This window comes from Streptomyces sp. NPDC092370, from assembly GCF_044755265.1.
Taxonomy (GTDB): domain Bacteria; phylum Actinomycetota; class Actinomycetes; order Streptomycetales; family Streptomycetaceae; genus Streptomyces.
Genome location: NZ_JBIVQO010000003.1, coordinates 257,926 through 271,182, shown reverse-complemented (window position 1 = coordinate 271,182; position 13,257 = coordinate 257,926). Strand labels below are relative to the sequence as shown.

The window sequence follows — 13,257 nt, the reverse complement described above, 5'->3', positions numbered from 1 at the left end:
GTCAGGTCTGATCGGGAGGTTCGTGGGTAGGCGCGAGCCCAAAGGCACCCGGTGCGAGCACCGGTGGCCCTCTACCATCTACGGCCGGTCAGGGGGCGCACATTGCCACAAAGGGACGTGCGCTACCGGACGTGCCGACTACATTCGAGGAGACGTCGGCACAGGCTGGACAGGACACGCGCGCGGGAAACACGAGCAGGGGGTGAGGGGGCCGCATGGCGAAAAAGGACGTACCGCCTCGCTGGGACCGCACGATGCAGCAGCGGCTCGCCCGCGGGGAAGCGGCCGCCCTCGGTGAGCTCTACGACCGGTTCGCCTCCCTCGTGCACGGCCTCGCCCACCGCGTGCTCGGCGACGAGCGCGCCGCCGACGGCATCACCCGCGAGGTCTTCATCCACGTCTGGGAGCATCCCGACTCCTACGACCCCAAACAGGGCCCGCTGCGCACCTGGGTCGCCACCCTGACCCACCGGCTGGCGGTGCAGCGGCTGCGCGCCACGGAGACCGCCGCTCTCGCCCGCGAAGGCTCCGGCACCACGGAGGCACTGGAGCACCGGGTGCGCCGCGCCTCGGTCGCCGCCCGGGCCGACTACATCGTCCAGTCCATGCCGGTGCCCCTGCGCTCGGCCCTGGAACGGGCCTACTTCCAGCGCCGCGACTACCGCCAGACCGCCACCGACCTGGGCATCACCGAGGACGAGGCCCGCCGCCGCCTGCGCCTGGGCCTGCAACTGCTCTCCACCGCCCACGACGCCGAGGCACCGGGCGCACCGCCCGGACACGGGGGTGCGGTGTGAACGGACCGGACCGGTACGAGGCGTACGACGGCGATGACGGCCGCGAGGAGAAGGGCAACAGGCGGGACGGGAGCGGCATTCGGGATGAAAGCGGCGAAGGCGGGCCGGTTTTCGGCAGCCCTTCCCGACCGACCGGCTCAGCCGGCCCCGGCGGACCGGAAGGGCCGGACACGCCCCGGCGCGGTGAGGCCCCGGAATCCGGACACCCGCCACGCATACCCATGCCCCGGGTCTCCGTCGAGGACAGCGGACTGCCGCTGCCCGAGCCGGCGACCCTCGGCGAGCCGGCACCGCCGCCCGCCCCGCCCGTCTTCGAGCACGCCGTGCTGAAGTCCCTGCTCGGCGCCTGGGCGCTGGCCGCGTGCTCGGCCGAGGAGGCCACGGCCGTCGAGGAGCACCTCGGCGGCTGCGGCGTCTGCGCCGACGAAGCCCGGCGGCTGCGCGAGGCGGTCGGGCTGCTGCAACGCCCCGAGAGCCTCGATCTGAACCCGGGTTTGCGCACGCGTGTCCTTCAGACCTGCCTGGAGCGGCGCCCGCCGCACATCCCGGTACCGGACTGGGCGGCCGCGTACGACGCCGAGACCGCGCGCCTGGACGCGCTGCTCCAGGACTTCGGCGACGCCGAGTGGCACGCGCCGGTACGGCTGCGCTGGTTCCGCTCCGACGAGTCGACGAGCCGCCGCACCACCGTCGCCGGGGTCATCGCGCATCTGCTCAGCGTCGACGGCCTGGTGGCGGTCGCGCTCGGCCTGGACGACCCGCTGGGCGACGTCCCGTCCCGGCACCCGACGCCTGCGGCCCGCACCGAGGCGTTCTGGCGCGCCTCCCGCTTCCCGCCCACCCGCTTCCTGCGCACGCCCTGGCGGGAGCAGAGCCACAACCTCGTCCGCACGGTGTCCTTCACGGGCGGCGGCGCCGGGAAGACGGCGGTGTCGTACGGCGACTTCGAGCTGCCCCTGCACGACGCGATGCTCGACCGCGCCTTCGAGTGCTGGGTGCACGCGGAGGACATCGCCGACGCGGTCGACTACCCCTACGCCCCACCCTCGCCGCGCCATCTGCACCGCATGATCGACCTGGCGGCCCGGATGCTGCCGACGGCCCTGGCCCACCGCCGCCGGGTCGGCCTGGCCTCCCCCGCCCACCATCGTCACCTGGTCGCGGCGGGCGAGCCGGGCCGCAGCCTCCGCCTGGAGATCGAGGGCTCGGGCGGCGGCGAGTGGCTGATCCCCCTCGACTCCCCCGCGGCGAAGGGCTCCGCCGAGCACGAGGTGGCCCATGTGGCCCTGGACGGCGTCGAGTTCTGCCGCCTGGCAGCCGGTCACGTACCTCCGCAGGAGGCAGCGGCGGGCCAGGTGGGAGACAAGGAGGCGATCACGGCCGTCCTGTTCGCGGCGGCGTCACTGAGCCGGATGTAGAACCGGCCTCGGGGGCACGTCCTCAGGGGCGGGGAACCGCGACAAGCCACGGAGCATCCGCACCCGCCGCAGGTACAGGACCACCAAAGCCGTCAGGCGAACACCACAGTCCGCCGCCCATTGAGCAGAATCCTCCGCTCGGCATGCCACTTCACACCCCGGGCCAGCGCCTGGCACTCCACGTCGCGCCCGATGGCGACGAGTCCTTCCGGCGTCACGTCGTGCCCGACCCGCTCGACCTCCTGCTCGATGATCGGCCCCTCGTCGAGGTCGGCCGTCACGTAGTGGGCCGTCGCTCCGATCAGCTTCACGCCCCGGGCGTGAGCCTGGTGATACGGCTTCGCGCCCTTGAAGCTCGGCAGGAAGGAGTGGTGAATGTTGATGATCCGCCCGGAAAGCGCCTTGCACAGGTCGTCCGAGAGGACCTGCATGTAGCGGGCCAGCACGACCAGCTCCACGCCCTCCTCACGCACGATGTCGAGCAGCTGCCGCTCCGCCTCGGCCTTCGTGTCCTTCGTCACCGGAATGTGGTGGAAGGGGATGTTGTACGAGCCCACCAGCTCGGCGAAGTCCGTGTGGTTCGACACCACTCCGGCGATCTCCACCGGCAGCGCCCCGGTCCGCGCCCGGAACAGCAGGTCGTTCAGGCAGTGCCCGAACTTGCTGACCATCAGCAGGATGCGCATCTTCTGGTCGGCCCGGTTGATCTGCCAGTCCATCTGGAACGAGTCGCCGATCGCGGCGAAGCTGGCCCGCAGCTTCTCCACGGTCACCGGCGCCTCCGCCGAGAAGTGGACCCGCATGAAGAACAGTCCCGTGTCGTGGTCGCCGAACTGCTGGCTGTCCTCGATGTTGCACCCGGTCATGAACAGATAGCTCGACACGGCGTGCACGATGCCCTTCCGGTCAGGGCAGGACAGGGTGAGGACGTACTGGTCGGCCGGGACCGCGGCGCTGGTGGACTGCTCGTTCATGCGGGACAGGTTCCCACAAGGAACGACACCACCGGCAATCGTCCCGCAGGGCGGACCGCCGCGACGGCCGCTAGGCGGACCTGGTCATGATGCGCAGCACCTCCAGGCTGCGCGGCGGCGCGTCCGGCTCCTCGCCATCGCTCGCCGCGAGCCGCACGTGCGCCTCCCGGGCCGCCCGGACCGCCTCCGGCCAGGCCTCGTGTTCGAGGTACGCGGCGACCGGCGCGTCCGGCCCGACCTGGTGCATGATCCGCAGCACCCGCAGCACCGCGCTGTCGACGAGGGCCGCCTCCTGGGAGTCCCGGAAGATCGTGCCGACGTACTTCTCGGCGGACCAGTGGTCCAGCCAGGTGTCCTCGACCAGCCGGTACACCGCGTCGGTCACATCGCCGTAGCCGTCCACGCCGGCCAGCCAGACGTCCCGCTGGAAGACGGGATCGGAGAGCATGTGCAGCGCCGAGCGCACGTTGCTGCGCCAGCGCCACCACGGCATGTCGTTGGCAGGCATGCCGCCCATGGTGGATGAGCGACGGCCACGTCGGGAAGAGTTCTCCGAAGCTTGCACGGTCATCGATCGTACGTTCCCCTCCACATCGGTCACACCGGCCCCCGCAATTCACCGGTACGTCACCCATTGTTGACCGGACATCACTCATGGGTTCGTCGTGTGACGGAATCGTGCGGAACCATGACCGGCAGGCGACGCACCCGCAGCACATTCCTCCCCGGCCTCCTCACCCGTCACGCCAGGAACGGCATCCTCTCCGCGGGCACGGCGGTCGTATGCGCGTCGCTCCTCGCCGGATGCGGTACGGTCCCCGGCACCACGGGGGATGCCGGGGGCGACACCATCACCGTCATGACCTGGGCCCCGCAGAACACCAAGGCCACCAACAAGCCCGGCATGCCCGCCTTCGCCCATGCCTACGCCCGCTGGATCAACGCCAACGGCGGGATCAACGGCCGCAAGCTCACCGTGCTGACCTGCAACGACCACAACGACAGCGTGGCAGCCGCGAAGTGCGCCCGGCGGGCCGCCAAGGAGAACGTGGTCGCGGTCGTCGGATCCTACAGTCAGTACCCGGACTCCTTCTTCCCGTCGCTCGAGGGCGCCGGCATCCCCTACATAGGCGGCTACGGCATCACCAACGCCGAGTTCACCAGCCCTCTGTCCTACCCCGTCAACGGCGGTCAGCCCGCGCTGCTCGCCGGTCTCGGCGGCGCACTCTCCGACTGCGGCCCCGTCGTGCTGGTCCGTCCCGACACCATCGCGGGCGACCAGCTCCCCCCGCTGCTCGACTCCGGTCTGAAGGCGGGCGGGCACCGGCCCTCGAACGACCAGCGGGCGGCGGAGGACGCCACCGCGTACGACGACCAGGCCGAGCGGGCCCTGCGCACGACGACCGGGGGAACCGGCCAGGGATGCGTGGTGCCCGCGCTCGGGGACCGCAACGGCACCTTCATGGACTCCTTCCGGCGGGCCCGCGAGGACTACCCGGAGGTGCGGACGGCCACCGTGCTCGGCAGCGCCGACCAGACGGTGATCGACGCGACCGGCGGAGCCTCGGGGCCCTACGAGGGCTCGTACGTCACCGGCTGGTACCCGGTGGCGAGCGATCCGCGCTGGGACGAGATGAAGCGGGTGATCCGGGAGGAGGCCTTCGGCGACAACCGCATCGACCCCGCGGACGCCGGAGTGCAGACCACCTGGATCGCCTACACGGTGTTCCGGCAGATCGCCGAGTCGCTCGGCGACGGCGAGGTGACCGCGGACACGGTCACGGACGCCCTGGACGACGGCCTGAAGGTCAGCACGGGCGGGCTGACGCCGACGCTCCATTGGCAGTTCCAGGACAAGCTCGCCGCCGTGGGCTTCCCGCGCCTGGTCAACGCGAACGTGACCGTACAGGTGGTGCGGGAGGGGCGCCTGGTGTCGGCGCGCAAGGGCTTCGTCGACACCACGAAGACGCTCCAGGACGCCGACGTGAACTACTGAGCGTCGCCGCCCGGCAGTTCACGTCCCCACCGGGCCGTCTTCGTCACAGCTGGGTCGGCTGACGCTCGGTCAGGCCGTACTTCCTCGCGATCCCGTTCCACAGCCCGGCCGCCTTGGCCTTCTGGGCGCTGGCGACGCCGCTGGCGCGGTTCCCGGCCAGGGTCTGGTCGGTGGTGCGGGCCTGGCCCTTCTTGCAGCCCTTCCGGCCCGCGGTCTGGTCGGCCCAGGCCGCGTAGTGGTTGTCGGCCGAGGCGGAGGCCTGCCAGGCCTTGGTGAGGGCGGTGGTCAGCGCGGCGTGTTCGGGGAGCCGGTCGACCTCGATGCCGGAGAGCCGGGTGACCAGACCGCTGCGCTGCTCGGCGGCGTCGCGCAGGTCCTTCGCGGCCTGCGAGAGGTTGTCGCAGCGCTTCACATCGCCGACCGCGTTGATCACGGTGCTGCGGCTGTTGCCGCTGTCGGCGAGCAGCTTGTCCAGCTCGACGGCCTGGGCCCGGGCCGGATCGGCCGACGGCGAGGCGGAACCGTCCGTCGCGGGAGCGGAGGCGGCCACGGTCTTCTTGTCACCGCCCTCGTCGTCCCCACCGCCTGAGCCACCGGCGAGCAGCGCGCCCGCGCCGACGCCGAGGACGGCGATGCCGATGCCGACGGCCGCGATCAGGGGGACGCGCGAACCGCTACGGCCACCACGTGAGCGCTCTGCGGCGGGCGGGGCGTGGGAAGGCCCGGGAGCGCCGTACGAGGGCTGGGGCTGCGGCCGGTGCTGCTCGATGCGGGGCATCTGCTGGGTGGCCCCGGCCGGGCTCTCGGCGCCCCGCTCACTGCGGAAGAGGTTGTCGAACTCGGCGGGCGGCTGCTTGTCCTCGCCCGGCACCGGCGCGATGTACTGCGTCGCCTCGGCGTCCGGATTCGAGGCGGGGGGCAGCGGCCCGGCTCCCGACCCGGCCCGGGGCCCGGTCCCGAGGAACCGCGTCGCCTCGGGGTCCTCCCCGGACGGCGTCTCGGGCGGCAGCGCTCCCGGCCTCACGGGGGGTATGTACTGAGTCGCCCCCTCGTCGGCGGCCGGCGCGACCGGCGGCAGATACTGCGTGGCCGCGGCGGCGTCCCCGGCGACGGGCGGTATGTACTGGGTCGCGCCGTCGTCCGCGGGCGAGGGCAGGGGCGCGCCCCCGCCGGTCCCGTACCCGGTTGCCGCCTGTGGCTGCGGCGCTCCCCCGGCAGGCTGCCCGTACCCGTCGGAGGCCGGCGGCAGACCGCCCCCGTACGGGTCGGCGCCCTGCGGCGAACCGGTCCCCTGCGGATGGCCGTACCCGGAAGCTCCCTGCGGCTGCTGTCCCCCGCCGGCTCCGTGCGGATACCCGTACCCGGGCGCACCCGAGCCCTCCGGGGGCAAGGGGGCTCCTCCGCCGGAGATGCCGTACGGGTCGTAGCCGGTGTGGCCCGCGGACGGCTGGGCCGAGCCGTACGGGTCGGGGTGCGCCGGTGTGCCGGCGTACGGGTTCGGGGGCCGGGTGCCCTCCGCGGGGAGCGCGCCCGGGGCCTGGGCGTCCCAGGCGGTCGGTTCCGGCGTGCCCCACTGCTGGGGCTGGGACTGCCAGGTCCCGCCCGGCGGGGGCGCGCTGCGCTGCTGGTCCGGGCCCCACGGCCCGCCCCAGGTCTGGCCCTCCGCGGGGGCCGCGGCCTGCGGCCCGCCCGTCGACGGCGGGGCGGGCCTGCGGCCGGGGGCGTCGTCCGGTCCGCCCGTCATGCCCGGCAGCAGGGGCTCGCCACCGTCGGAGGGCAGCACGATGCCTTCGCGCGCGGGGCGCGCCGAGGGCTCCTCGCCCTGTCCACTCTGCGTCACCGGGACTCCTACTAATGGGGGACCTTGTGAATCGTCGGGTCACGCTACCGGGTCCCCAGAGCCCCGTGCCACGCAGCACAGGGCCCGACCTCCTGCCCTGTGAGCGCGGTAACACCACCGGATCACGGCCCGCCGTCGATGTCACCTCCCGCCGGCGGGGCGGCCGTTTCCCGCACGTTCACGTATCCGCAGACCTTGTGTTCACGCTGCGGTCTGCAGGTCGAGCCGCGCCCCGAACTCCCTGACCACCGCCTCGTCCCGGTACGGCTCCAGCCGCTGCTGGAAGTCCTCCAGGTACTCGGCGCCCCGGTTGGACCGCAACCCCTCCAGGAGTTTCACGGCCTTCATGCCGGTGCTGCACGCCTCTTCGATCTCGCGCTGCTGTACCTGTGCCGTGGCCAACAGCACATAACCGATGGCCCGGCGGCGTGCCCGCGTCCCGGGATGCCCGGCCAGCGACTCCTGAGCGCACCGGGCCGCCGCCTCGGCCTGCCCGAGGTCCCGGTGGCAGTGGGCCAACTCGTCGGCGAGATACGCCTCGTCGAAGTGCGCGATCCACACCGGGTCGTCCCCGGCGGCCGGGTCGGCCGCCTCCAGGGCGCTCACCGCGCGCCCTGCCGAGGACTGGGCGGCGCGCACGTCGCCCATGAGGGCGTGCCCACGCGCCTCCGCCGCGTGGAACATCGACTCCGCACGCGGTGACACGCGCCCCCGCGCCCCCTCCTGCGCCGCCCGCGCCAACTGCGCGATCTCCCGCGGGTTTCCGAGCTGCGCGGCGAGATGACTCATGGAGGCCGCGAGCACGTAACCGCCGTAGCCGCGGTCCCCGGCCGCCTGCGCGAGCCGCAGCGCCTGGATGTAGTAGCGCTGGGCCAGGCCAGGTTGCCCCGTGTCGACGGCCATGTACCCGGCGAGCTCCGTCAGCCGGGCCACCGCGGCGAACAGGTCCCGCCCGACCGCCTCCCGGTACGAGCCCGCCAGCAGCCCCGAGACGACGCTGTTGAGGTAGTGCACGACGACCGGCCGCACATGCCCGCTGCCGTACTGGTGGTCGAGATCCACCAGCGCCTGCGTCATGGCCCGCACCGCCTGGACGTCGGTCTGCCCCACCCGTGGCCCCGCCGAGCGCGACACCTGAGCGTCGGGCGCGGAGATCAGCCAGTCGCGGCTGGGCTCGACCAGCGCGGACGCGGCGACGGAGGAGCCGGACAGGAAGTCCCGCCGCCCCACGTCACTGCGCCACAGCTCGCAGACCTGCTCGACGGCCCCCAGTACCGTCGGCGAGAACTGCAGGCCCACGCCCGAGGCGAGGTTCTTTCCGTTGGCCATGCCGATCTCGTCGATCGTGACGGTACGGCCGAGTTTGCGGCCCAGGGCCTCGGCGATGATCGCCGGGGCCCGGCCCCGTGGTTGCTGCCCGCGCAGCCAGCGCGCCACCGACGTCTTGTCGTAGCGCAGGTCGAGTCCGTGCTCGGCACCGCACATGTTGACCCGGCGGGCCAGGCCGGCGTTGGAGCATCCGGCTTCCTGGATGAGCGCCTGGAGCCGTTCGTTCGGCTGCCTGGCGACGAGCGGCCTTGCGGCCATGGCGTACCCCCTGTGGCTGCGGTGCCTGCCCACGCACCGAGTTGACGTGTCTTCCGCGGCCGAGCCCCTTCACCTTCCAGCGAGAAGGTCCGGCCGTGAAGATCAATGCCCCGCCGACCAGGCGAGAATGCGAGGCATGTGAGGATTGCCGGGTAACGGCTGTTGCCGCCCCCCTCGTGGCTACCCGGCCCCGGCCACGGTTCCTCCTGCGCGCCCCCGCACATGCATCCATGCGCCCCGGCCACACAAGCGATGCTCCTCCCCGCGCACGGGGGGCGGGCGTAACCCCTGGTTGACGACCAGAGTTGTGTTCATCGTGGAAGAGACGATCGCCGGCACCGAAGCCGCTCAGATCCCGAAGCAGCGCGGGGAATCGCTGCTGGAGACCGCTGTCCGCTACGCCGAGGAGCGCCACTGGGACGTGTTCCCCGGCACCTGGCTGGAAGCCCTCGACGGGAGTCAGCGCTGCTCATGCGGTGACGTGGCGTGCCCGGCACCCGGGTCGCACCCGGCGCGTCCGGACTGGGCGACGCAGGCGACGGGCAGTGCGACGGTCGCGCGGCGGATGTGGCAGAAACAGCCGGCCGCGTCGATCCTGCTGCCGACGGGGCGGACGTTCGACGCGATCTCCGTGGCGGAGACGGCGGGGTTCCTCGCGCTGGCGCGGATGGAGCGGATGGAGCTGACGCTCGGGCCGGTGACCCTCACACCGGATCGCCGGATGGAGTTCTTCGTGCTGCCGGGGGCGGCGGCGAAGGTGCCCGATCTGGTGCGGAAGCTGGGATGGTCGGTGTCGTCGCTGGATCTGTCCGTGCTGGGTGAGGGGGCGTACGTGGCCGCGCCGCCCACGCGGTTCGGGTCGCGGGGCGCCGTGCAGTGGGCCTGCCGGCCGACGCCTGTGAATCGGTGGCTGCCGGACGCGGAGGAGTTGATCTCGCCGCTGGCCTATGCGTGCGGGAGGGATCGTTAGCCGCGCCTGTCCGTCTGCCGGTCGCTGTTCGTGCGGCGGCCGCGGGTCGTCCGTGGTTGATCGCGCCCACGCGGCGGAGCTGCATTCAGACAGAGCCCCGCGCCCCCGAAGAACACCACCGTAGGGTTCTCCGTGACGGAGGGAGACGCGGTGGGATCCAGCGCTGTGCGTGTGCGGGGGCTCTGGAAGCGGTTCGGGCAGCAGGTCGCTGTGGCCGGGATCGATCTGGAGCTGCCCGCGGGCAAGTTCATCGGGCTCGTCGGGCCGAACGGGGCCGGGAAGACCACCACCTTGTCGATGGTGACGGGGCTGCTCAGGCCCGACCAGGGGACGGTCGAGGTGGTCGGGCACGACGTGTGGCGGGACCCCGTCGAGGTGAAGGCGCGGATCGGGGTGCTGCCGGAGGGGCTGCGGCTGTTCGAGCGGCTCTCGGGACGCGAACTGCTGGCGTACAGCGGGCGGTTGCGTGGGCTGCCCGGCGCCGAGGTCGACAAGCGGGCCACCCAGCTCCTCGACGTCCTCGATCTCGCCGGCGCCCAGCACAAGCTGGTCGTCGACTACTCGACCGGCATGCGCAAGAAGATCGGGCTCGCCGCCGCTCTCCTCCACAACCCCGAAGTGCTGTTCCTGGACGAGCCGTTCGAGGGCGTCGACCCGGTTTCCGCCCAGACCATCCGGGGCGTCCTGGAGCGGTACACGGCCTCGGGCGCCACGGTCGTGTTCTCTTCCCACGTCATGGAGCTCGTCGAGTCGCTGTGCGACTGGGTCGCGGTGATGGCCGCCGGGCGGATCCGCGCCACCGGCACCCTCGCCGAGGTACGCGGGGAGGCGCCCTCGCTGCAGCGGGCGTTCCTGGAACTCGTCGGCGCGCAGAGCCGGGACGCCGGGTCCGATCTGGACTGGCTGGGGGGCGGGTCGCGGTGAGCACCCCCGCGATCACCCCCGTCTTCGTCCGGCTGAAGCTGTCGCTGCTGCGCAACGGACTGCGGCAGTCCGGCGGGCGCAAGGCCGCCTACATCACCTCGGCGGTCTGCGCGCTGCTGTTCGCCGCGCTCCAGCTGATCGGCCTGATCGCGCTGCGCGGCCACGCGCACGCCGAGTCGGTGGTCGTACTGGCGGTGGCGGTGCTGGGGCTCGGCTGGGCGGTGATGCCGCTGTTCTTCCCCAGCGGTGACGAGACCCTCGACCCGACCCGGCTGGTGATGCTCCCGCTGCGCCCCCGGCCGCTGGTACGGGCGCTGCTCACGGCCTCACTGGTGGGCATCGGACCGTTGTTCACGCTGTGCCTGCTGGTCGGTTCCGTGGTCGCGGTGGCGCGGGGCGGGGCGGCGTTCGCCGTCGGTGCCGTCGCCGTCGTCCTCGCGCTGCTGGTGTGCGTGGCCTTCGCACGGGCCGTGGCCGTCGCCAACGTACGGCTGCTGACCAGCCGCAAGGGACGGGACCTCGCGGTGCTCAGCGGGCTCGTCATCGCGATCGGGGCGCAGATCGTCAACTTCGGCGCGCAGCGGCTCGGGGCGTCGGGGCTGGGCGAACTCGACCCGGCGGCCGAGGTGCTCCGGTGGGTGCCGCCCGCGTCGGCGATCGGGGCCGTGCACGCGGTGAGCGAGGGGTCCTACGGTCTCGCCGTGGGGCAACTGGCACTGACGGCGGGTGCGCTGGTGGCGCTGCTCGCGTTCTGGTCGCGGCATCTGACCCGGCTGATGACCTCGCCCGACGGATCCACCCTGCCGAGCGCCGAGTCCGCCGCCCGGGAGCGCTCGTCGACCGGCCTGGGCCGGCTCCTGCCTTCCCCCCGTGCCGAAAGCCCGGGAGGTGCCCCGAGCCGCACGGGCACGGTCATGGAGCGCAGCCTGCGGTACGTGTGGCGCGACCCGAAGACCAAGGCCGCCTGGGTGACATCGCTGGCCATCGGGCTGATCGTGCCGGTGTTCAACGCCTGGCAGGGCACCGGGTCGGTGTACTTCGCGTGCTTCGCCGCCGGGATGCTCGGCATCCTGATGTACAACCAGTTCGGGCAGGACACCTCGGCGTTCTGGATGGTCGCGATGACGATCTCCTCGACGCGTGACGCCTACGTCGAGCTGCGCGCCCGGGCGTACGCCCTGCTGCTGATCACCCTGCCCTACGCCACGCTCGTGACGGTCCTGACCGCGGCCGTGCTCGGCGACTGGCGGCGGCTGCCCGAGGCGCTGGGCCTGTCCTTCGCGCTGCTCGGCGCGATGCTCGCGACCGGGGCGTGGACCTCCGCCCGCTTCCCGTACTCCATCCCGCAGGAGGGGTACAAGAACGTCGCCCCCGGGCAGACCGGGCTCGCCTGGATCTCCATCTTCGGCGGCATGATGGCGGCCGCCCTGCTGTGCGCGCCCGTCATCGCGCTCACGATCTGGCTGAACGTGAGCGCCGACGGCGACGACTGGAGGTGGCTGCTGCTGCCGGTCGGCACGGCGTACGGGGCGGTGCTCGCGGCGGCGGGGCTGAAGCTGGCCGCTCCGCGGACGGCCCGGCGGCTGCCGGAGATCCTGGCGGCGGTCAGCAAGGGGTGACGCGCCCGCGGAGGCGGCGTCAGTGGTCGCCCAGCGAGTCCAGGAACGGCTCGATGGCGGCACGCCAGGCCTCCGGCTGGTCGTAGTGCACCAGGTGACCGGCGTCCGCCACCTCGGCGTACTGGCCGCGGGGCAGGACGCGGACCATCTCCTGGGCCTCGGCGCGGCCCAGCTCGCCGTCCAGGCCGCGCACGACCAGGGTGGGGCAGCGGACCTGGGCCAGCTCCTCCCAGTGCGCGTCGTACACCCAGGTCTCGCGGGAGCGGAGCATCTGCTCCGGCTCGAAGACCGGGCGCCAGCCGTCCGAGGACTCGGCCATCACCTCGGCGTAGAACTCGCCACGGGCCGGATTGGGCCGCTCCACCCAGGGGTCGTCCTCGCCGAAGAACTTGCGGACGTCGGCCAGCGTGGCGAAGGGCAGCGGCCAGGACTCGAACCACTGGCCCCACTCGCGCTGGGAGGCACCGCCGAGCGCGGAGGCCCGCATGTCGCAGATGATCAGCCCGCGGACCAGGTCGGGGCGTTTGGCGGCGAGCTGCCAGGCGGTCAGCGCGCCCATGGCGTGGCCGATGAGGACGACCGGGGCGAGGCCGAGCTGCTCGAGAGCGGCCTCGGCGTCGTCCACGTAGGCGTCTCGGGTGAAGGAGCCCTGCGGCGGTTTGTCACTGCGGCCGTGGCCGCGCTGGTCGAGGGCGACCGCGCGGTAACGCGCGCAGAGCCAGCGGGCGGTGGACGCCCAGTGCGAGGCGCGGCCCATGAGGCCGTGCAGTAACAGCACGCCGGGCGAGCCCTCCGGCGCGATGTGCCCGTCGTGCGCCCCCTGCCCGTCCTGCGCCGGGTCGGTTTTGGGCGGGTCGCCGAACTCCCAGGCCGCCAGGCGTACGCCGCCCGTCCCGGTCACGTCGATGCGTCGCGCCATGTCCTGGCACCCCCCAAGCTTCGCGCGGACCGCGGCTCCCTGGGAGCCGGCCGGTCCTGTGAACCGTGTTTCCGCCTGCTGTTCCTTCTGCCCTGCTGGCCGTCGTACCTGTCCGTACAAGTGTGCCGTGCGCCGCCCGCAGGCTATCGAATGGGCATTCGAGAATGGGGTTTTCGCGGGCAACACCCCTCGTTCGAGTGACCATCCCCGGGG

11 protein-coding genes are annotated in these 13,257 nt (G+C 72.7%); 6 read left to right on the top strand and 5 right to left on the bottom strand.

What is annotated here, in order from left to right:
- Positions 1-215: 215 nt before the first annotated feature.
- On the top strand, positions 216-797 hold the full coding sequence (locus ACIQHQ_RS12430; RefSeq protein ID WP_402611888.1) for a sigma-70 family RNA polymerase sigma factor: 582 nt from the start codon (positions 216-218) through the stop codon (positions 795-797).
- Positions 794-2,215: a maleylpyruvate isomerase N-terminal domain-containing protein gene (locus ACIQHQ_RS12425; RefSeq protein WP_402611887.1), complete on the top strand. Its 1,422-nt coding sequence runs from the start codon at positions 794-796 to the stop codon at positions 2,213-2,215. The genes ACIQHQ_RS12430 and ACIQHQ_RS12425 overlap by 4 nt, the downstream gene beginning before the upstream one ends.
- 92 nt (positions 2,216-2,307) lie before the next feature.
- Here ACIQHQ_RS12425 and purU read toward each other — a convergent pair whose 3' ends face one another.
- A complete protein-coding gene (gene purU, locus ACIQHQ_RS12420) occupies positions 2,308-3,189 on the bottom strand; it encodes a formyltetrahydrofolate deformylase (protein WP_402611886.1) in 882 nt (293 codons plus the stop codon).
- Positions 3,190-3,259: 70 nt separating this feature from the next.
- On the bottom strand, positions 3,260-3,760 hold the full coding sequence (locus ACIQHQ_RS12415) for a hypothetical protein (protein ID WP_402611885.1): 501 nt from the start codon (positions 3,758-3,760) through the stop codon (positions 3,260-3,262).
- 117 nt (positions 3,761-3,877) lie between these two features.
- Between ACIQHQ_RS12415 and ACIQHQ_RS12410 the strand changes: the two genes are divergently transcribed.
- Positions 3,878-5,185 carry an ABC transporter substrate-binding protein gene (locus ACIQHQ_RS12410; protein WP_402611884.1) on the top strand — a complete coding sequence of 436 codons (1,308 nt, stop codon included), beginning with the start codon at positions 3,878-3,880 and terminating at the stop codon, positions 5,183-5,185.
- A gap of 43 nt (positions 5,186-5,228) precedes the next feature.
- On the opposite strand, the gene ACIQHQ_RS12405 is transcribed toward ACIQHQ_RS12410, so the two are convergent.
- Together ACIQHQ_RS12405 and ACIQHQ_RS12400 are read right to left on the bottom strand one after the other, a co-directional pair.
- Positions 5,229-7,025, bottom strand: coding sequence for a hypothetical protein (locus ACIQHQ_RS12405; protein WP_402611883.1), 1,797 nt, complete (start codon positions 7,023-7,025; stop codon positions 5,229-5,231).
- Positions 7,026-7,226: 201 nt separating this feature from the next.
- Positions 7,227-8,612, bottom strand: coding sequence for a transcriptional regulator (locus tag ACIQHQ_RS12400; RefSeq protein WP_402611882.1), 1,386 nt, complete (start codon positions 8,610-8,612; stop codon positions 7,227-7,229).
- A 307-nt stretch (positions 8,613-8,919) separates the two neighbouring features.
- On the opposite strand from ACIQHQ_RS12400, the gene ACIQHQ_RS12395 reads away from it, so the two are divergent.
- From ACIQHQ_RS12395 to ACIQHQ_RS12385, 3 genes are all read left to right on the top strand, one after another.
- Positions 8,920-9,582 carry a bifunctional DNA primase/polymerase gene (locus ACIQHQ_RS12395; RefSeq protein WP_402612173.1) on the top strand — a complete coding sequence of 221 codons (663 nt, stop codon included), beginning with the start codon at positions 8,920-8,922 and terminating at the stop codon, positions 9,580-9,582.
- Positions 9,583-9,714: 132 nt separating this feature from the next.
- Complete coding sequence (locus ACIQHQ_RS12390) at positions 9,715-10,506, top strand: ABC transporter ATP-binding protein (protein ID WP_402611881.1); 792 nt, start codon at positions 9,715-9,717, stop codon at positions 10,504-10,506.
- Positions 10,503-12,125: a transporter gene (locus ACIQHQ_RS12385; protein WP_402611880.1), complete on the top strand. Its 1,623-nt coding sequence runs from the start codon at positions 10,503-10,505 to the stop codon at positions 12,123-12,125. Before ACIQHQ_RS12390 ends, ACIQHQ_RS12385 begins: the two co-directional genes overlap by 4 nt.
- Before the next feature lie 19 nt (positions 12,126-12,144).
- Here the strand turns inward: ACIQHQ_RS12385 and ACIQHQ_RS12380 are convergent, their stop codons facing one another.
- Complete coding sequence (locus ACIQHQ_RS12380; RefSeq protein WP_402611879.1) at positions 12,145-13,044, bottom strand: alpha/beta fold hydrolase; 900 nt, start codon at positions 13,042-13,044, stop codon at positions 12,145-12,147.
- Positions 13,045-13,257 lie beyond the last annotated feature (213 nt).